At 74.5% G+C, this 19136-nt stretch carries 21 protein-coding genes; 18 read left to right on the top strand and 3 right to left on the bottom strand.

All coding sequences use genetic code 11. The annotated features are described in order from the left end of the window. The first annotated feature begins 138 nt into the window (after positions 1–138). The 10 genes from ftsZ (at position 139) to dnaE (ending at position 10674) form a co-directional block, all read left to right on the top strand. Positions 139–1428, top strand: a complete 1290-nt coding sequence (ftsZ, locus tag ACFP6A_RS06400; RefSeq protein ID WP_379602466.1) for a cell division protein FtsZ — start codon at positions 139–141, stop codon at positions 1426–1428. Between the two features lie 61 nt (positions 1429–1489). Continuing rightward, positions 1490–2188 carry a peptidoglycan editing factor PgeF gene (gene pgeF / locus ACFP6A_RS06395; RefSeq protein ID WP_379602465.1) on the top strand — a complete coding sequence of 233 codons (699 nt, stop codon included), beginning with the start codon at positions 1490–1492 and terminating at the stop codon, positions 2186–2188. An 11-nt stretch (positions 2189–2199) separates the two neighbouring features. Next, a complete protein-coding gene (locus ACFP6A_RS06390; protein WP_379602463.1) occupies positions 2200–2925 on the top strand; it encodes a YggS family pyridoxal phosphate-dependent enzyme in 726 nt (241 codons plus the stop codon). Positions 2926–3030: 105 nt separating this feature from the next. After that, a complete protein-coding gene (locus ACFP6A_RS06385; RefSeq protein WP_379602461.1) occupies positions 3031–3516 on the top strand; it encodes a cell division protein SepF in 486 nt (161 codons plus the stop codon). 46 nt (positions 3517–3562) lie between these two features. Beyond that, complete coding sequence (locus ACFP6A_RS06380) at positions 3563–3862, top strand: YggT family protein (RefSeq protein ID WP_379602459.1); 300 nt, start codon at positions 3563–3565, stop codon at positions 3860–3862. A 94-nt stretch (positions 3863–3956) separates the two neighbouring features. Continuing rightward, positions 3957–4667, top strand: a complete 711-nt coding sequence (locus ACFP6A_RS06375; RefSeq protein WP_379602457.1) for a DivIVA domain-containing protein — start codon at positions 3957–3959, stop codon at positions 4665–4667. A gap of 173 nt (positions 4668–4840) precedes the next feature. Further along, positions 4841–5422 carry a TraR/DksA family transcriptional regulator gene (locus ACFP6A_RS06370; protein ID WP_379602455.1) on the top strand — a complete coding sequence of 194 codons (582 nt, stop codon included), beginning with the start codon at positions 4841–4843 and terminating at the stop codon, positions 5420–5422. Positions 5423–5471: 49 nt separating this feature from the next. Then, on the top strand, positions 5472–6029 hold the full coding sequence (gene lspA, locus ACFP6A_RS06365; RefSeq protein WP_379602453.1) for a signal peptidase II: 558 nt from the start codon (positions 5472–5474) through the stop codon (positions 6027–6029). Further along, complete coding sequence (locus ACFP6A_RS06360; RefSeq protein WP_379602451.1) at positions 6022–6945, top strand: RluA family pseudouridine synthase; 924 nt, start codon at positions 6022–6024, stop codon at positions 6943–6945. Before lspA ends, ACFP6A_RS06360 begins: the two co-directional genes overlap by 8 nt. A 192-nt stretch (positions 6946–7137) precedes the next feature. Continuing rightward, complete coding sequence (dnaE, locus tag ACFP6A_RS06355; protein ID WP_379602449.1) at positions 7138–10674, top strand: DNA polymerase III subunit alpha; 3537 nt, start codon at positions 7138–7140, stop codon at positions 10672–10674. Between the two features lie 41 nt (positions 10675–10715). On the opposite strand, the gene ybaK is transcribed toward dnaE, so the two are convergent. Continuing rightward, entirely contained in the window at positions 10716–11225 is a 510-nt protein-coding gene (gene ybaK / locus ACFP6A_RS06350) for a Cys-tRNA(Pro) deacylase (RefSeq protein ID WP_379602448.1), read from the bottom strand. Between the two features lie 8 nt (positions 11226–11233). Beyond that, positions 11234–11884 carry an LON peptidase substrate-binding domain-containing protein gene (locus tag ACFP6A_RS06345; RefSeq protein ID WP_379602446.1) on the bottom strand — a complete coding sequence of 217 codons (651 nt, stop codon included), beginning with the start codon at positions 11882–11884 and terminating at the stop codon, positions 11234–11236. Between the two features lie 43 nt (positions 11885–11927). Here ACFP6A_RS06345 and hisD point away from each other — a divergent pair, with 43 nt between their 5' ends. Further along, positions 11928–13244, top strand: a complete 1317-nt coding sequence (gene hisD / locus ACFP6A_RS06340; protein WP_379602445.1) for a histidinol dehydrogenase — start codon at positions 11928–11930, stop codon at positions 13242–13244. A 29-nt stretch (positions 13245–13273) separates the two neighbouring features. On the opposite strand, the gene thpR is transcribed toward hisD, so the two are convergent. Beyond that, a complete protein-coding gene (gene thpR / locus ACFP6A_RS06335; RefSeq protein ID WP_379602443.1) occupies positions 13274–13855 on the bottom strand; it encodes an RNA 2',3'-cyclic phosphodiesterase in 582 nt (193 codons plus the stop codon). A gap of 96 nt (positions 13856–13951) precedes the next feature. On the opposite strand from thpR, the gene ACFP6A_RS06330 reads away from it, so the two are divergent. From ACFP6A_RS06330 to ACFP6A_RS06300, 7 genes are all read left to right on the top strand, one after another. Further along, positions 13952–15049: a histidinol-phosphate transaminase gene (locus tag ACFP6A_RS06330; RefSeq protein WP_379602441.1), complete on the top strand. Its 1098-nt coding sequence runs from the start codon at positions 13952–13954 to the stop codon at positions 15047–15049. After that, positions 15046–15660: an imidazoleglycerol-phosphate dehydratase HisB gene (gene hisB, locus ACFP6A_RS06325; RefSeq protein WP_379602439.1), complete on the top strand. Its 615-nt coding sequence runs from the start codon at positions 15046–15048 to the stop codon at positions 15658–15660. Before ACFP6A_RS06330 ends, hisB begins: the two co-directional genes overlap by 4 nt. Continuing rightward, positions 15657–16316, top strand: coding sequence for a hypothetical protein (locus ACFP6A_RS06320; protein WP_379602438.1), 660 nt, complete (start codon positions 15657–15659; stop codon positions 16314–16316). The genes hisB and ACFP6A_RS06320 overlap by 4 nt, the downstream gene beginning before the upstream one ends. Positions 16317–16336: 20 nt before the next feature. Continuing rightward, a complete protein-coding gene (gene hisH, locus ACFP6A_RS06315; RefSeq protein ID WP_379602437.1) occupies positions 16337–16975 on the top strand; it encodes an imidazole glycerol phosphate synthase subunit HisH in 639 nt (212 codons plus the stop codon). Beyond that, a complete protein-coding gene (locus tag ACFP6A_RS06310; protein ID WP_379602436.1) occupies positions 16972–17505 on the top strand; it encodes a hypothetical protein in 534 nt (177 codons plus the stop codon). Before hisH ends, ACFP6A_RS06310 begins: the two co-directional genes overlap by 4 nt. 103 nt (positions 17506–17608) lie before the next feature. Continuing rightward, positions 17609–18343, top strand: coding sequence for a bifunctional 1-(5-phosphoribosyl)-5-((5-phosphoribosylamino)methylideneamino)imidazole-4-carboxamide isomerase/phosphoribosylanthranilate isomerase PriA (gene priA / locus ACFP6A_RS06305; RefSeq protein WP_379602892.1), 735 nt, complete (start codon positions 17609–17611; stop codon positions 18341–18343). Then, complete coding sequence (locus tag ACFP6A_RS06300; protein WP_379602434.1) at positions 18340–19050, top strand: SseB family protein; 711 nt, start codon at positions 18340–18342, stop codon at positions 19048–19050. Before priA ends, ACFP6A_RS06300 begins: the two co-directional genes overlap by 4 nt. The last annotated feature ends 86 nt before the right edge of the window (positions 19051–19136 follow it).

Raw genomic sequence — 19136 nt, 5'->3', positions numbered from 1 at the left:
CGACGTAGTTGACATAACTATAACCCTCTACCTGAAGGTGAGGGTCCGGCGACCGGGCCCGCACCGCGGCGTGGAAGAACCCCCTACCCAGCGGGCCGACCGGCCCGACCAACTCTCGGACGAAGGCGAGAAGACCCCGTGGCAGCACCGCAGAACTACCTCGCGGTCATCAAGGTCGTCGGCATCGGCGGCGGTGGCGTGAACGCGGTCAACCGGATGATCGAGGTCGGTCTGAAGGGTGTCGAGTTCATCGCCATCAACACCGACGCCCAGGCCCTGCTCATGAGCGACGCCGACGTCAAGCTCGACGTGGGTCGTGAGCTCACCCGCGGCCTGGGCGCCGGGGCCGACCCGGACGTCGGCAAGAGGGCCGCCGAGGACCACGCCGAGGAGATCGAGGAGGTCCTCAAGGGCGCCGACATGGTGTTCGTCACCGCCGGTGAGGGCGGCGGCACCGGGACCGGCGGCGCCCCGGTCGTCGCCCGGATCGCCCGCCAGCTCGGCGCCCTGACCATCGGCGTGGTCACCCGGCCGTTCACCTTCGAGGGCCGGCGACGCGCGAACAGCGCCGAGACCGGTATCGCCGAGCTCCGCGAGGAGGTCGACACCCTCATCGTCATCCCCAACGACCGGCTGCTGTCCATCAGCGACCGCAACGTCAGCGTCCTGGACGCCTTCCGGTCCGCCGACCAGGTCCTGCTCTCCGGCGTCCAGGGCATCACCGACCTGATCACCACGCCGGGCCTCATCAACCTGGACTTCGCCGACGTCAAGTCGGTGATGTCGAACGCCGGCAGCGCCCTCATGGGCATCGGCTCGGCGCGTGGGGAGGACCGGGCCGTCCAGGCCGCGGAGCTGGCGATCTCCTCCCCGCTGCTCGAGGCGAGCATCGACGGCGCCCACGGCGTGCTGCTGTCCATCCAGGGCGGCTCGGACCTCGGGCTGTTCGAGATCAACGAGGCGGCCCGGCTGGTGCAGGAGGCGGCCCACCCGGAGGCGAACATCATCTTCGGCGCGGTCATCGACGACGCCCTCGGCGACGAGGTCAGGGTCACCGTCATCGCCGCCGGCTTCGACGGCGGGACGCCGAACCGGCGCCGTGACGACCGGGCCCTGGGGCAGGTCTCCGGCCGGTCGGTGAACGGAAACGGGGCCGCCCCGGCCGGGGCCCGCCCGCACACCGCCTCCCAGGGGGCGACCCAGCACGGCGCCCCGACCGACGGCGGGGTGCAGTTCACCCCGTCCGGGCCGGGTCGTCCCGGGGCAGCGGTCGGCGCCGGGGAGGACACGGCGGCCACCGGGTCGGCGGCGTCCCCGGACCGCGCGGACCGTGAGCCCGTCCAGGTGCCCCGGGTGGTCGAGCCCGAGCCCCGGTCCGCGCGCGCTGAGGACGACGACCTCGACGTCCCCGACTTCCTGCGGCCCTGAGCCACCGGGACCGCCGGTGCTCCGCTGGTCCACCGCCGACCCCGGCCCGCGGGGACGGGTCGTGAGGGCGCTCACCTCACGGGCCGGCGGCGTCAGCCGCGGCCCGTGGGCCGGCCTCGACCTGGCCGAGCACGTCGGCGACGACCCGGACGACGTGGCCGAGAACCGCCGCCGGCTCGCGGCGGTGATCGGGGTGCCCGTCGAGCGGCTCGTCGTCGCCCGGCAGGTGCACGGCGCCGGCGTCGAGACGGTCCACGGCCCGTGGCCGGCCGGTCCTCCCGAGGCCGACGCGCTCGTCACCGGCGAGCCCGGCACGGTGCTGGCGGTGCTCGTCGCCGACTGCGTGCCGGTCATGATGGTGGCCCCCGACGAGGGGCTGGTCGCGGTCGCCCACGCCGGACGGCGGGGGCTCGTCGCCGCAGTGGTCCCGGCCACGCTCGAACGGATGCGCTCCCTGGGCGCCGGGCGTGTGCTGGCCACGATCGGGCCCTCGGTCTGCGGGGCCTGCTACGAGGTGCCGGCCGAGCTGCGCGACGAGGTCGCCGCCGACCACCCGGTGACGGCCACGACCACGCGGTGGGGCACCCCCGGGCTCGACGTCGCCGCCGGCGTGCACGCGCAGCTGCTCGACGCCGGCGCCGAGGTGGAGCAGGTGCCGGGGTGCACGTTCGAGGACCCGGACCTGTACAGCTACCGGCGGGACGGGGTGACCGGGCGGTTCGCCGGCCTGGCCTGGCTGGACGACGGCAGCCTGCGCTGAGCGAGGAGCGGGTGGACGAGAAGCAGGTGGACGAGGAGCGGGTCGCCGCGCTGCGCGCCGGGCTGGAGACGGTGCACGCCCGCATCGACGCTGCGTGCGCCGCCGCCGGCCGCGACCCTCGGGACGTCCACCTCGTCGTGGTGACGAAGACCTTCCCGGCCGCCGACGTCCGCGCGCTGGCCGGTCTCGGCGTCCGGGACGTGGGGGAGAGCCGCGACCAGGAGGCAGCGGCCAAGGCCGCCGAGCTCGCCGACCTCGACCTGCGGTGGCACTTCGTCGGCCGGCTGCAGACGAACAAGGCCGCCTCGGTCGCCTCCTACGCGGCCTGGGTGCACTCGGTGGACCGGGTGCGGCTGGTCCCCGCCCTGGCCCGGGGCGCCGAGCGCGCGGGGCGGACCCTCGAGGTGCTGGTGCAGGTGGGCCTGGACACCGACCCGGCCGAGGCCGCCCGCCGCGGCGGGGTCGCGCCGGCCGGTGTCGCCGCACTGGCCGAGGCCGTCGCCTCCGAGCCGCGGCTGCGACTGCGCGGGGTGATGGGAGTCGCCCCGCGGCGGGGACCGGCCCGCCCGGCGTTCGAGCGGCTGGTCCGGATCGGGGCGCAGCTGCGGCAGGTGTACCCGGGCGCCTCGGCGGTCTCCGCCGGGATGAGCGGCGACCTCGAGGACGCCGTGGCGGCCGGCGCGACACACCTGCGTGTCGGCAGCGCGGTCCTCGGATCCCGGCCACCGCTGCAGTAGCGTCGCCGCGTCGGGTCCGCCCGTACCCGAGGCACCCCAGGACGGCACGGTCACAGGACGGCCGCAGGACAGCGGCAGGAACAGTCGCAGGACGAGGAGCAGACGATGGCAGGCGCGCTGCGCAAGACGATGGTCTACCTCGGGCTCGCCGAGGAGGACGAGCGCTACGAGTCCTACGACGGCCACGACGAGGAGCAGCCGGTGAGCGACACGCACCAGGACCGTGCCGAGCGTCCGGAGCCCCGCCGTGCCCAGGTCACCCCGATCACCCGCGACCGGGTGACCCGGGTGGTGGCCGAGCCGGTCAGCGACCTGCGCCGGATCACCACGATCCACCCGCGGACCTACAACGACGCCAGGAGCATCGGCGAGAGCTTCCGCGACGGCGTCCCGGTGATCATGAACCTCACCGACATGCAGGACTCCGACGCCAAGCGTCTGGTGGACTTCTCGGCCGGCCTGGTGTTCGGCCTGCGCGGCAGCATCGAGCGGGTGACGAGCAAGGTGTTCCTGCTCTCCCCGGAGAACATCGAGGTCGACGGCGCCGACCGGACCGGGACCCAGCCGTCCGGGCTGTTCAACCAGTCCTGACGCCCGCAGGACGCCGGCCCGCCGGGCACCTGGGACACTGACCCGCGTGGGTGCGATCTTCGGAGTCCTCTCCTTCCTCGTCTGGCTGTACATCCTCGTCCTGTTCGGACGCCTGGTCTTCGACTGGATCCAGGTCTTCTCCCGCGACTGGCGTCCGCGCGGAGCCCTGCTGGTCGTCGCGGAGACGGTCTACAGCCTCACCGACCCTCCGCTGCGCGCCATCCGCCGCGTCGTCAGGCCGGTGCGACTGGGCCAGGTCCAGCTCGACCTTGCGTTTATCATCCTGTTCGTGCTCGCGGGGATCCTGCAGTCCGTCCTCGCCTCGGCTGCCGTCTCGCTGGGTTGAGGCGGCGCACGCGCCCGTCGTCCGCTACCGTGACCGCTGGTGATCTCGATCAGAGGGTCACTTTTGCACTGAACTCACGTCACGAGGTGACCACATGGCGTTGACGCCGGAGGAAGTAGTCAACAAGCGGTTCCAGCCGACGAAGTTCCGCGAGGGCTACGACCAGGACGAGGTCGACGACTTCCTCGACGAGGTCGTCAACGAGCTGCGTCGGCTGAACGCGGAGAACGACGAGCTGCGTCAGAAGCTCGCGGCCTGCGAGCGCCGCGTCGGCGAGCTGACCCGCGCCGGGGCCAGGGCCGAGACGGCCCCGGAGCCGCAGCGGCCCGAGGCTCCCGAGCCGGCCTCCCCGCCGCCCGTCCCCGCGCCCGTGGCCGCCTCGGCGGTCCGCGAGCCGGAGCCGGCGACCCCCGCTCCCGCGGCGGCCTCCAGTGGTCCCGAGGCGGCTGCCGGCATGCTCGCCCTGGCGCAGAAGCTGCACGACGACCACGTCAAGGCCGGCGAGGAGCAGCGCGACAAGCTCGTCGCAGAGGCCAAGGAGCACGCCGCCCGCCTCGTCCGCGAGGCGGAGGAGAAGCAGCGTCAGACCCTCGGCGCGCTGGAGCAGGAACGCTCGGTGCTCGAGCGGAAGATCGACCAGCTCCGGGCCTTCGAGCGGGAGTACCGCAGCCGGCTGAAGAGCTACCTGGAGAGCCAGCTGCGCGAGCTGGAGAGCAGTGGCACCGTCGTCCCGTCCGGTCACGGAGCCCAGCAGCCGCAGCCGGGCGGCGGCTTCGGCTTTGCCGGTGGCGCGATCTCCGGCTGACTCGTCCGACCAGCGGCCACGGGTCGGGACCCTCGGGTCCCGGCCCGTCGTCGTCCCGGGGGTAGAGGGAGCAGGACGGATCTCGGCGTGGAGCCTTGAGCCTGTCGCAGCCGGGGCCTACTGTTCGCCGCACGTGTCGGCCCGCGGGGGGTCGGGCGGAGGAGGCGACGAGGATGGCGGAGTCCGCCGCGGGCCAGGCGCGACCGGCGAAGAAGACTGTGCCGGCGAAGAAGACGGCGACGGCGAGAAAGACTGTGCCCGCGAAGAAGACTGTGCCCGCGAAGAAGACGGCGACGGCGAAGAAGACTGTGCCCGCGAAGAAGACTGTGCCGGCGAAGAAGGCGGGGAGCAAGGTTCCCCCGAGCGCGTTGCCGGTCCGCGAGGACGAGACACCGTGGACCGCTGCCGAGCTCGAGGCGGTGCGCTCCGACCTGCTGGCCGAGGTGGACCGCCTGCGGGCGGAGATCACCGCTGCCGAGGACCAGCTGGCCACGCTCATCGCCGACTCCGGCGACGGGGGCGGCGAGGACCAGGTCGACAGCGGGACCAAGGCCTTCGAGCGCGAGCACGAGATCACGCTCGCCAACAACGCCCGCGAGGCGCTGGCGCAGAACCTGCACGCGCTCGAGCGGATCGACGCCGGCACCTACGGCACCTGCGAGAGCTGCGGTGCCCCGATCGGCAAGCGGCGGCTCCAGGCCTTCCCGCGGGCGACGCTGTGCGTGCCGTGCAAGCAGCGGCAGGAGCGACACTGACCCTGCGCCGGGATGCCGGCCCCGCCGACATGGCAGGCTTGCCGACGCCATGGACGACACCGCCGCGGGCAGCAGCCCCGCCTCGCCCGGCCCGCGCCGCCACCTGCTCGCCCTGCTCGCCGCCGTGGCCGGCGTCGTCCTCCTCGTCGACCAGCTGACCAAGGCGCTCGCCGTGGAGCACCTCGACGAGAGCAGCTCGGTCCCGCTCGTGGGCAACCTGCTGTCGCTGCGGCTGCTGTTCAACCCGGGTGCGGCGTTCTCGCTGGCCACCGGGATGACGTGGGTGCTGACGCTGGTCGCGGTGGGGGTCGTGGTCGTCATCGTGCGGGCCGCCCGCCGGCTCGGCAGCCGCATCTGGGCCGTCAGCCTCGGGCTCCTGCTCGGCGGCGCCCTCGGCAACCTCGTGGACCGGCTGGTCCGACCGCCCGCGTTCGGTCGCGGCCACGTCGTCGACTTCATCGCCTACGGGGACTGGTTCGTCGGCAACGTCGCCGACATCGCGATCGTCGTGGCTGCCGGGCTGGTCGTGCTGCTCGGGCTGCTCGGCATCGACCTCGACGGCGTGCGCCGACGGCCGGAGTCCACGCAGGAGACGACCGGTGCCTGAGCGCCGGGTGCTGCCCGTCCCCGAGGGGCTGGAGGGCGAACGGGTCGACGCCGGGCTCGCGCGCCTGCTCGGCCTGTCCCGGTCCCGTGCCGCCGACCTCGCCGCGGGCGGCGGAGTGCGGGTCGACGGTGCCGTCGTCGGCAAGTCCGACCGGCTGCGCGCGGGCGCCCTGGTGGAGGTCGAGATGCCCGACGCGGCGACCGTCCCGGTGCCGGCCGAGCCGGTGCCCGGGATGCGCGTCGTCCACGACGACGACGACCTCGTCGTCGTCGACAAGCCGGTCGGGGTGGCGGCGCACCCGAGCCCGGGCTGGACCGGCCCGACCGTCGTCGGCGGACTCGCCGCCGCCGGCTACACCATCGCCACCTCGGGGGCGGCCGAGCGGCAGGGCGTCGTCCACCGGCTCGACGTCGGCACCTCCGGCCTCATGGTCGTCGCCAAGAGCGAGTACGCCTACTCGCGGCTCAAGCGGGCGTTCAAGGACCGCACCGTGGACAAGGTCTACCACGCTCTCGTCCAGGGCCACCCGGACCCGCTGACCGGCACCATCGACGCGCCCATCGGCCGCCACCCCCAGCACGACGGGAAGTGGGCCGTCACCGCAGCCGGGAAGCCGAGCGTCACCCACTACGAGGTCCTCGAGGCCTTTCGTGCGGCGTCCCTCGTCGAGGTGCACCTGGAGACCGGCCGCACCCACCAGATCCGGGTGCACTTCTCCGCGCTGCGGCACCCGTGCGTCGGTGACCTCACCTACGGTGCCGACCCGGTGCTGGCGGCCCGGCTCGGGCTGCAGCGGCAGTGGCTGCACGCCGTCCGCCTGGGGTTCGAGCACCCCGGCACCGGGCAGTGGCTCGAGCTCACCAGCGACTACCCCGCGGACCTGGCGACCGCGCTGGACCGGCTCGCCGGCGGCTGACTCGCTCCGCCGGCCGGGTCCGGCTCCGGCGACACGCCGAGCGGCCTGGGCTGCCGCAGGGGCGTCACCGGATGTCGCTGGCGGAACCTAGACTCGCTGTCGCACGACCAGGCCGGTCAGCGCCCGAGAGCGCAGGCCGGCCGCCTTCCCCGGGTCGTCGACGTCCTGACCCCACCAGGAGGCGCACGCACCATGCCGTCGGGCAGCACCAGTGACCAGTTCGTCCACCTGCACGTGCACACCGAGTACTCGATGCTCGACGGTGCGGCCCGGGTCGACGACCTGTTCGCCGAGGCCGCCCGGATGGGGATGCCCGCACTGGCCACCACCGACCACGGCTTCGTGTTCGGCGCCTACGACTTCTGGAAGACCGGCCGGCGGTACGGGGTCAAGCCGATCATCGGCCTGGAGGCGTACGTGACGCCGGGCACCCACCGGACCGACCGGACCAGGGTGAAGTGGGCAGAGGGCGGGCGGGACGACGTCTCCGGCGGCGGGGCGTTCACCCACATGACGCTGCTGGCCCGCACCACCCCGGGGATGCACAACCTGTTCCGGCTCGCCTCCAGGGCCAGTCTCGAGGGGCACTTCTACAAGCCCCGGATGGACCGTGAGCTGCTCAGCCAGTACGCGGACGGCCTCATCGCCACGACCGGTTGCCCGTCGGGGGAGGTGCAGACCCGGCTCCGCCTCGGCCAGTACGACCGGGCCGTGGCGGCGGCCGCGGAGTTCCGCGACATCTTCGGGGCGGAGAACTACTACGTCGAGCTCATGGACCACGGGCTCGACATCGAGCGCCGGGTGCAGAAGGACCTGCTGCGGCTGGCCGAGGACCTCGCGCTGCCCGTCGTGGCCACCAACGACCTGCACTACACCCGCGCCGAGGACGCCACCGCGCACGCCGCGCTGCTGTGCGTGCAGTCCGGGTCCACCCTCGCCGACCCGAACCGGTTCAAGTTCGACGCCGACGACTTCTACCTCAAGTCCCCGGCCGAGATGCGCCACCTGTGGCGGGAGATCCCCGAGGCCAGCGACAACACCTTGCTCATCGCGGAGCGCTGCGAGGTCTCCTTCACCGAGGGGGAGGGCCGCTACATGCCGCGGTTCCCCTGCCCGCCGGGGGAGAACGAGGAGTCCTGGTTCGTCAAGGAGGTCGAGAGAGGCCTGCTCGAGCGCTACCCCGACGGCGTGCCGGACCGGGTGCGCCAGCAGGCGCGCTACGAGACCGAGGTCATCGTCGGCAAGGGCTACGCCGGGTACTTCCTCGTCGTCGCCGACTTCATCACCTGGGCCAAGGAGCACGGCATCCGGGTCGGGCCCGGTCGTGGCTCCGGCGCCGGCTCGATGTGCGCCTACGCGATGCGGATCACGGACCTCGACCCGCTGCAGCACGGGCTGATCTTCGAGCGGTTCCTCAACCCTGAGCGGATGTCGATGCCGGACTTCGACGTCGACTTCGACGAGCGCCGCCGGGGAGAGGTGATCCGGTACGTCACCGAGAAGTACGGCGACGACCGCGTCGCCATGATCGTCACCTACGGGACGATCAAGGCCAAGCAGGCGCTCAAGGACGCCAGCCGGGTCCTCGGGTACCCGTTCTCGATGGGGGAGCGGCTCACCAAGGCGATGCCGCCCACCGTCATGGGCAAGGACGTCCCGCTGTCGGGCATCTTCGACCCGGAGCACAAGCGGTACGCCGAGGCGGGGGAGTTCCGGGCCCTGCACGAGCAGGACCCGGACGTCCAGAAGGTGGTCGCGACCGCACGCGGGCTCGAGGGCCTCAAGCGGCAGTGGGGCGTGCACGCCGCTGGTGTGATCATGTCGAGCGAGCCGCTGATCGACCTCATCCCGATCATGCGCCGGGAGCAGGACGGCCAGGTCATCACCCAGTTCGACTACCCGACCTGCGAGGCGCTGGGCCTGGTCAAGATGGACTTCCTGGGCCTGCGCAACCTCACCATCCTCGACGACGCCCTGCAGAACGTCCGCGCCAACCGCGGCGTCGACGTCGACCTCGACGCGCTGAGCAAGGACCCGACCGACCCCGCGACGTACGCGCTGCTCGGCCGCGGGGACACCCTCGGGGTGTTCCAGTTCGACGGCGGCCCGATGCGTTCGCTGCTGCGGCTGATGAAGCCGGACAACTTCGAGGACATCTCGGCCGTCGGCGCGCTCTACCGGCCGGGACCGATGGGTGCCGGGTCGCACACCAACTACGCGTTGCGCAAGAACGGCCAGCAGCCGGTGTCCTACCCGCACCCCGAGCTGGCCGAGGCCCTGGAGCCCATCCTGGGGACGACGTACGGCCTCATCGTGTACCAGGAGCAGGTGATGGCCATCGCCCAGCGCCTCGCCGGGTACACCCTGGGCAAGGCGGACCTGCTGCGCCGGGCGATGGGCAAGAAGAAGCGTGAGGTGCTCGACGCCGAGTTCGTCGGCTTCCGCGACGGCATGCGCGCCAACGGCTACTCCGACGACGCGATCCGGACCCTGTGGGACATCCTCGTCCCCTTCTCGGACTACGCCTTCAACAAGGCGCACTCGGCGGCGTACGGGCTCGTCTCGTACTGGACCGCCTACCTCAAGGCCAACTACCCCGCCGAGTACATGGCCGCGCTGCTGACCAGCGTCCGCGACGACAAGGACAAGTCCGCCCTCTACCTCAACGAGTGCCGGCGGATGGGGATCACCGTGCTGCCGCCGGACGTCAACGAGTCGGTGGCCACCTACGCGGCCGTCGGCGAGGACATCCGGTTCGGCCTGGCCGCCATCCGCAACGTCGGCCTCAACGTCGTCGAGGCCATCGTCGCCGCACGCCAGGAGAAGGGCGCCTTCACCTCCTTCCAGGACTTCCTGGAGAAGGTGCCCGCGGTGGTCTGCAACAAGCGGACGATCGAGTCCCTGATCAAGGCCGGGGCCTTCGACTCCCTCGGGCACGGCCGGCGCCAGCTGGCCCTGCGCCACGAGGACGCCGTCGACGCGGTCATCGACCTCAAGCGCAACGAGGCGGTCGGCCAGTACGACCTGTTCGGGGGCGGCGACTCCGGTGCGGCCCCCGGCGGGCTGCAGATCGTCCTGCCGGACGTGCCGGACTGGGACAAGCGCGAGCGGCTCGCCTACGAGCGGGAGATGCTCGGCCTGTACGTCTCCGACCACCCGCTGCTCGGCGTCGAGCACGTCCTGGCCCGGTCCGCCGACTGCAGCATCGCTGCGCTGCTCGCCGACGACGCCCGCCCGGACGGCGCGACCGTCACCATCGCGGGTCTCATCACCGGGGTGACCCGCAAGCTGACCAAGAACGGCAACCAGTGGGCGATCGCCACCGTCGAGGACCTCGAGGGCGCGATCGAGGTGCTGTTCTTCCCCCAGACGTACGCGACCGTGTCGACCGTGCTGGAGCCCGACACCGTGTGCGTCGTCCGGGGGCGGCTCAACCGGCGGGACGACGTGCCGACCGTCTACGCGTCCGAGCTGACCCTGCCCGACGTCAGCCAGGGCTCAGCGGGCCCGGTCGTCATCGCCCTGCCGGCAACCCGCTGCACGCCTCCGGTCGTCGGTCAGCTCAAGGAGGTGCTCGCCACCCACCCCGGGGTCACCGAGGTGCACCTGCGGCTCGAGCAGTCCGGCCGGGCGACGCTGATGCGGCTCGACGACGGGCTGCGGGTCACCCCCTCCCCGGCCCTGTTCGGGGACCTCAAGGCGCTGCTCGGCCCCAGCTGCCTGGTCTGAGCCCGCCAGAGCCGGCTGAGCCCGCCTGAACGGGCCGGGTCTCAGCGGCGGGTGGTGATCGCGGCGGTCACCGCCGCCGTGAGCCGGACGAGATCGACCGGGGAGAGCTCGACGTCCAGGCCGCGCCGGCCGGCGCTGACCAGCACGGTCGGCCAGCGGGTCGCGTCCTGCTCGAGGACCGTGGGCAGGCGTCGCCGCTGGCCCAGCGGGCTGATCCCGCCGACGACGTACCCGGTGGCCCGCTCCGCCGAGACCGGGTCGGCCATCTGCGCGCGCCGGCCGCCGACGGCCGCGGCCAGCGCCTTGAGGTCCAGGCGGGCGTCGACCGGCAGCACCGCGACGACGAGCCGGCCGTCGACGCCGGCCAGCAGGGTCTTGAGCACCCGGGCCGGCTCCACGCCGAGCGCCCGCGCCGCCTCCTCGCCGTAGGAGAGCCCCGCCGCGACGGCGTCCGGGTCGTGGTCGTAGGCCCGCACCGTGTGCTGGACGCCGGCCCGGGCCAGGACGGCGGTGGCAGGGGTGGCGGCGGGGGTCACCCGCTTGCGGCTCACCGGCGGCCTCAGCTCGGGCTGGCGGGGGACTGGGTGAGCCGCGGCGCCGGCACTGCGCCGAGGGCCTCGACGAGCCGGCGCTCCCGGCGCAGCAGGCTCCGCTCGGCGAGCAGCCGGCGAGCCGTGTCCGGCTGCTCGAGCAGCCCCTGGCGGTCCGCCAGGTCGAGCACCACGACCGCTGCGACGAGGTAGGACAGCACCCGCGGGCTGCTCGGCAGTCCGCTCTGCGCCAGCCCCACGGCCTGGCGGTAGGCGGCCAGCTCCAGCCCGACCTGCCGGGCCAGGTCGGGCAGGTCGACGTCATCGCCGTCCGGCTCCTCGAGCAGCTCGACCCGGCCGGTCAGGTACGGGGTGCCGGTGTCCGCCAGCCCCAGCAGGCGGAAGCGGCGGGTGCCGGTGGTGACGAGGTCGTACCGGCCGTCGGGGTGCTCGGTCACCTGCCGCAGCCGGGCGGTGCAGCCCACCTCGTACGTGCTCGGCGGCGCGTCCCCGCCCACCTCGACGCCCTGCCGGATCGCGACGACCCCGAGCTCGGCGTCCGGGTCGCCCTCCGAGGTGAGGTCCGCGACCAGCGCCCGGTAGCGCGGCTCGAACACGTGCAGCGGCAGCACGAGCCCGGGCACGAGCACCGTGCTGAGGGGGAACAGCGGCAGCAGCACCCGCCGAGCGTACGCGGGCGCGGCGCCGCCGTACCCTGGTGCGGTGATCCGACGGATGGACCTGCGAGGCCGGCCGCTGCAGTCCCGGCGGCTGCGCGGCGTCGTCCCCCGGGCCGACCTCGACGTCGACGCCGCGGTCGCCGCCGTCCGGCCGATCTGCGAGGACGTGCGCGAGCGCGGCGCCGTCGCGGTGCGCGAGCTGACCGAACGCTTCGACGGCGTCCGGCTCGACCGGCTCCGGGTGCCCGACGACGCCCTCGCCGCCGCGCTCAGGGACCTCGACCCCGCGGTGCGGTCGGCGCTGGAGGAGGCGGTTCGCCGGGTCCGGCTCGTGCACCGCGACCAGCGCCGCGCCGACGTGCGGACCTCGGTCGTGCCCGGCGGCACCGTCACCGAGCGGTGGGTGCCGGTCGAGCGGGTGGGGCTGTACGTCCCCGGCGGCCAGGCGGTGTACCCGAGCAGCGTGGTGATGAACGTGGTCCCCGCCCAGGAGGCCGGCGTCCAGCAGCTCGTCGTCGCCTCCCCGCCGCAGAAGGAGCACGGCGGGCTGCCGCACCCGACGATCCTCGCCGCGTGCGCCCTGCTCGGCGTCCAGGAGGTCTACGCGGTCGGCGGCGCGCAGGCCGTGGCGATGCTCGCCTACGGCGCCCCGGAGGACGACGGCACCGGCTGCGAGCCCGTCGACGTCGTCACCGGCCCCGGCAACGTCTGGGTGGCCGCCGCCAAGCGGGTCGTCAAGGGGGTGGTCGGCATCGACTCCGAGGCCGGCCCGACCGAGATCCTCGTGCTCGCCGACGACTCCGCCGACCCGGTCCACGTCGCCGCCGACCTCGTCAGCCAGGCCGAGCACGACATCCTGGCGGCCGCCGTCCTCGTCACCGACTCCGAGCGCCTCGCCGACGCGGTCGACGCCGAGCTCGAGCGGCAGGTCGCCGCCACGAAGCACACCGACCGGATCCGCACCGCCCTGTCCGGACCCCAGTCGGCGGTCGTGCTCGTCGACGACCTGGACGCCGGCATGGAGGTCGTCGACGCCTACGCCGCCGAGCACCTGGAGATCCAGACCGTCGACGCCGCCGCCCGTGCGGCCCGGGTCCGCAACGCCGGCGCGGTCTTCGTCGGCCCGCACGCCCCGGTGTCCCTCGGTGACTACTGCGCGGGCTCCAACCACGTGCTGCCCACCGGGGGGACGGCGCGGCACGCCAGCGGGCTCGGCGTCCAGACGTTCCTGCGCGGCATCCACGTCGTGGAGTACTCCGCGCAGGCCTTGCAGGACGTCGCCGACGACGTCGTGGCGCTCGCCGACGCGGAGGACCTGCCTGCGCACGGCGCGGCGGTCCGGGTGCGGTTCGACGGCTGAGCCGCCGTTCGACGGCTGAGCCGCCGCCGTTACCGCCCGCCCAGCGGCAGGCGGTGCAGCGTCTCGTGGACGGCCCGGCCGCCCGGGCCCGCGCCGAGCCGCGAGGCGACCAGCGTGATCTCGGTCGCGGTCCACGCCGGTCCGGTGTAGTCGCCCAGCGCGTCGGCCCAGCGGCGCGCGTCCCCGGGGCGCGGCAGCCGGGCCACGGTGAGGTGCGGGCGGAACGGTCCGCCCGCGACCTCGACGCCCGCCCGGCGTCCCGCCGCCCGCGTCCCGGCGGCCAGCCGGCGCAGCGTCTCGTCGTCGCCGGCCACCCCGGCCCACAGCACGGTGGCCCGCGCCGGTCGCGGGAACGCGCCGGCGCCGGCGACCCTGGCCGCCAGGGGTCCGCCCCGGGTCGCCGCCCGGCGGAGCCGCTCGACCAGGGGCGGCACCGCCCGGTCCGGGACCGACGGCAGGAACGCGAGCGTGACGTGCCACTGCTCGACGAGCGTCCAGCGGGCGCCGCCGGCCAGGTCGCGGTGGGGGGTGAGGGCGGCCTGCAGGTGCGCCAGCACGTGCTCGGGCGGCACCACCGCGACGAACATCCGCCGCGTCTCGACGTCGGTCACGGACCCAGCATCTCCGGTGGTGACCGGGCCGAGCTGCCTGGGCTCCTGCCTCCTAGACACCTGCCTCCTAGACACCTGCCTCCTAGACTCTGCCCGGTGAGCCCCCTGGACGACCTGCCGCTGCGTGAGGACCTGCGCGGCCGCACGCCCTACGGCGCCCCACAGCTCGACGTCCCGGTACGGCTCAACACCAACGAGAGCTCCTACGAGCTGCCCGAGGACGTCGCGCTGGCCGTCGTCGAGGCCCTCGCCGGGCAGGTGCGCACCCTCAACCGCTACCCCGACCGTGAGTTCACGGCGCTGCGCGGCGACCTCGCCGCCTACCTAGGCCACGGCCTGACGGCCGACCAGATGTGGGCAGGCAACGGGTCCAACGAGGTGCTCCAGCACCTGCTGCAGGCCTTCGGCGGCCCGGGGCGCACCGCGCTGGGCTTCACGCCCTCGTACTCGATGCACCCGATCATCAGCCGGGGCACCGGGACGGCGTGGGTCGACGGGCAGCGCGAGGGGGACTTCGACCTGGACGCCGAGCACGTCGCCGCCCAGGTCCGGGCCGTCGACCCGGACGTCGTGTTCCTGTGCTCCCCGAACAACCCGACCGGCACCGCCCTGCACCTGGACGTCGTCGAGGCCGCCTACGCCGCGACGTCCGGGGTCCTCGTCGTCGACGAGGCCTACGCCGAGTACGCCCGGCCCGGGACGCCGTCCGCACTCACGCTGCTGCCCGGCCGCCCCCGGCTCGTCGTCACCCGGACGATGAGCAAGGCGTTCGCGCTGGCCGGCGCCCGCGTCGGCTACCTCGCCGCCGACCCCGCCGTCACCGACGCGCTGCGGCTGGTCCGGCTGCCCTACCACCTCTCCTCGCTGACCCAGGCCGCCGCCCGGGCCGCGCTCGCCCGCGCCGACACGCTGCTGGCCAGTGTCGAGGCGACGAAGACCCAGCGGGACCGGATCGTCGGCGCGGTCGCCGACCTCGGCCTGCACCCGGTGCCGAGCGACGCGAACTTCGTCCTGTTCGGTGGCCTGGACGACGAGCGGGCCACCTGGCAGGCGCTGCTGGACCGGGGCGTCCTCGTCCGGGACGTCGGCATCCGGCACCATCTGCGGGTGACGGCCGGCACCCCCGAGGAGACCACCGCGTTCCTCGACGCCCTGGCCGCGGCCCTGACCGACCAGCGAGGAGAGCCCCGATGAGCCGCACCGCCCGCCTCGAGCGTGCCACGAGCGAGTCGAGGGTGGCCGTCGAGCTCGACCTCGACGGCACCGGGGCCTGCCGGGTGAGCACCGGCGTCCCGTTCTACGACCACATGCTGGCCGCGCTGTCGCGGCACTCGCTGATCGACCTCGTCGTCGAGGCCGAGGGGGACACCGGCGTCGACGCCCACCACACCGTCGAGGACGTCGCGATCGTGCTCGGCCAGGCCCTGCGCCAGGCGCTCGGCGACAAGACGGGCATCGCCCGCTTCGGGGACGCCACCGTCCCGCTCGACGAGTGCCTCGTCCAGGCGGTCGTCGACGTGTCCGGCCGGCCGTACTGCGTGCACACCGGGGAGCCCGACGGGCAGCCGTACGCCCTGATCGGTGGCGGCGCCGGCGGGGTGCCCTACGCCGGGTCGCTGACCCGGCACGTGTTCGAGACCCTCGCCCACCACGCCGCGATCGCCCTGCACGTGCGGGTGCTGGCCGGCCGCGACCCGCACCACGTCGTCGAGGCCCAGTTCAAGGCGGTGGCCCGCGCGCTGCGCGCCGCGGTGGCCGTCGACCCGCGGGTGACCGGCGTGCCCAGCACCAAGGGCGCCCTGTGACCGCGCCCGAGCCGGCCGGCCGCCCCGTCGGCGACGAGGCGACCCCGGTCCGCAGCGTGCTCGTGGTCCCGGTCGCGGACGCCGCGCGGACGGCCGCGGCCGCCGCCCTGGTCCGCGTGGCCGCCACGGCCGTCCCGCTGGACGGCGCCGGGACCGGCCTGGTCCTCGAGCACCAGGGGGGTACCGAGGAGTCCGCTCACCGGGTCTCCCGGGTGCTCGGGGACGTGGAGCTGAGCCTGTTCGAGCGACGCGGGGACCAGGTGGACGCCGTCACGTGGCGGGCCGGGCAGCGTACCGGCGCCACCCCCGGCGGCCGGGCCCTGGCCTGTCTGCCGGACGTCGCCAGCCGGCTCGTCCTGGGCGCCGACCCCGCCACGTTCCCCGGGGCGGTCAGCACCGCGGGGATGTCCCGGGTGGCGGCCGCCCGGGCCGCGGTGGCGGGCTCGCGCGCCGAGGCCCGCTGGGTGGACGCCGCTCGCCGCTGGGACCGGGTCGCCGGCACCGTCGTGCTCGTCCTGCTCGCCGTCGTCGTCACGGTGCAGGCCGTGCGCGCCACCTCTGGTGACGGCTCGGCGCTCCTGCTCGGTGTCGGGGTCGCCCTGCTCGGGCTGCTGGCGCTGCGGCAGTGGCGCCGGTACGGTCCCGGCGCCGGCTGACCCTTCCGTACCCTGACGTCATGCCCAGCCCGCGCGTCGTCGTCCTCGACCACGGCTCCGGCAACGTCCGCTCCGCCGTCCGGGCGCTCGAGCGGGTCGGCGCCGACGTCGAGCTGACCGCCGACCGGGCCGCGGCGGCGGAGGCCGACGGCCTCGTCGTCCCCGGGGTCGGGGCCTTCGCCACCGTGATGGCCGGTCTGGACGCCGTCGGCGGCGGGCAGGTCGTCGGCCGCCGGCTGGCCGGCGGGCGCCCGGTGCTCGGCATCTGCGTGGGGATGCAGGTGATGTTCGACCTGGGGGTGGAGCACGGTCACCGCACCGCCGGGCTGGGGCAGTGGCCGGGTACGGTCGAGCGGCTGCCCGCGGACGTCGTCCCGCACATGGGGTGGAACACCGTCGAGGTCCCCGCCGGCTCGACGCTGTTCGCCGGGGTCGAGGACGAGCGGTTCTACTTCGTGCACTCCTACGGCGTGCTGCGCTGGGAGATGCGGTCGGGTCACGCCCGGCTGCGTGCCCCGCTCGTCACCTGGTCGCAGCACGGCGGCCGGTTCGTCGCCGCGGTGGAGAACGGCCCGCTGTCGGCGACCCAGTTCCACCCGGAGAAGTCCGGGGACGCCGGGGCCGCCCTGCTGGAGAACTGGGTCCGGTCCCTGAGGTGAGCCTGGCGCGTCTCCTGCTGCCGGGCCAGCTGCCTGACGGAACCCTCCTGCCGTGGTCCCGCATCGCAGGCGTGACCGGCTATCCGTCCGCCGTCGACGGCTACACACCGTGGGCGGAGCTCGTCGAGCTCAGGCCCGGGTACGACACCCGGATGATCCCCTCGGCTGCCGCCGGCTGGGTCGACGCGGCGACAGGTCGAGCCCTCGTGCGAGGTCTAGGACACTTCAAGGACGCGGCCTGGACGTGGTGTTCCACAGCGCCGTGGAACCAGGACCGCCTGTGCGCGACGGTAGGTCCGGGCGACGCTCGCGTGACGGCGCGGCTGGACGAGCTGGTGCACCGGTGGGGCTCGGCGGGCTTCAGCGGACGAGCCTGGGCACCGGAGGAAGAGGTAGTGATCGAAGCGCCTCGGTACGCGGACTCGCTGATCCTCACCGCAGAGCGTTCCGTGCTCGAGGTGCTGATGCGTGAGGGGCTGGAGGTCCACCCGGTGAGCCGGGCGCGCGACATACCGATCTGGTGCGACTGAGACGGTCGCTCGGGGCCGGCGCGCCTGCGCGCGGACTGCGGGTGAGCCTCCGCCTGCGGTGGCGGGTCTGGTTCTCACTACCCTCGTGACGGTGATCGACGACCTGCCCGCCCCGCGCCTGCAGCTGCTGCCCGCCGTCGACGTCGCCGGCGGCCGGGCCGTGCGGCTGGTGCAGGGGGAGGCCGGCAGCGAGACGTCCTACGGCGACCCCCTGGAGGCGGCCCTGGCCTGGCAGGCCGCCGGCGCCGAGTGGATCCACCTCGTCGACCTCGACGCGGCCTTCGGGCGGGGCTCCAACGCCGACCTGCTCGCCGACGTGGTGCGCCGCCTCGACGTCGCCGTCGAGCTGTCCGGCGGCATCCGGGACGACGAGTCGCTGCAGCGCGCCCTGGCCACCGGCGCCCGGCGGGTCAACCTCGGCACCGCTGCCCTGGAGGACCCGGCGTGGACCTCCCGGGTCATCGCCGAGCACGGCGACACGGTCGCCGTCGGGCTCGACGTCCGCGGAACCACGCTGGCCGCCCGCGGCTGGACCCGCGAGGGCGGCGACCTGTGGGAGGTGCTGGCGCGCCTCGACGCCGACGGCTGCGCCCGGTACGTCGTCACCGACGTGACGAAGGACGGCACCCTGCGCGGCCCCAACACCGACCTGCTCCGCGCGGTGTGCGCCCGTACCGACGCCGCCGTCGTCGCCAGCGGCGGGATCTCCTCCCTCGAGGACCTGCGGGCGTTGCGTGACCTGGTGCCCCTCGGGGTCGAGGGCGCCGTCGTCGGCAAGGCCCTGTACGCCGGCGCGTTCACGCTGCCCGAGGCGCTCGACGTCGCCGGCCGCCCGTGACCGGCGACCCGCAGGCGGACTCCGCCGGGGTCCCCTGGCAGGGGCGGACCCTCTCCCCGCCCCCCTTCGCCGGCGACGACGGCGCCGCCGACCCCGCCCTCGAGCGGGTGCTCACCGGGTACGCCGCCGGGACCGCGGACCTGGCGGACGTCGTCCGGGCCCTCACCGGCACGCGGCTCGTCGTCCCGGTGGTGGCACGGCCCGGCGAGACGTCCGCCGAGATGGCGACGGTCACCGTGCGGGGCCGGGACGGGCGGGTGGGGTTGCCGCTGTTCACCGGCGTGCGGACCCTGGCCGCGTGGGACGCCGCCGCACGCCCGGTACCGGTGGCGGCGCGCCGGGCGGCGATGTCGGCGGTCGAGGAGGGTGCCGACGTCGTCGTCCTGGACGTCGCCGGGCCGGTCATCGTCGTGCTCCCGCGGCCGGCCGTCTGGGCGCTGGCCCAGGGGCGCCCGTGGGTCCCGTCGCCGGCGGACCCCGCCGTGGCCGAGGCGGTCCGCCGGGCGCTGGCCGGTCTGCCGGAGGTCACCACGGTGCGCTGCGAGCCCGGCGGGCGGGCCGAGCTCCGCGTCGTCCTCGCCGTGCGGCCCGGCCTGGGCCGGGCCGGGCTCGACGCGCTCACCGGCCGGGTCTCCCAACGCCTGGCCGTCGACCCGGTCGTGGCCGAGCGGGTCGACTCCGTGGAGCTGTCGCTGCGCCCCGCCTGAGCGCCCCCTCGTGGTCGCCACCCTCGTGGTCGCTACCTTCGTGATCGCCACGGGGGGAGGAGTGACCCGGCCACGCGGCCCCAAGC

The organism is Quadrisphaera sp. GCM10027208 (genome assembly GCF_042658805.1).
GTDB lineage: Bacteria > Actinomycetota > Actinomycetes > Actinomycetales > SCSIO-59966 > SCSIO-59966.
This window is presented reverse-complemented; position numbering and strand designations above follow the sequence as displayed.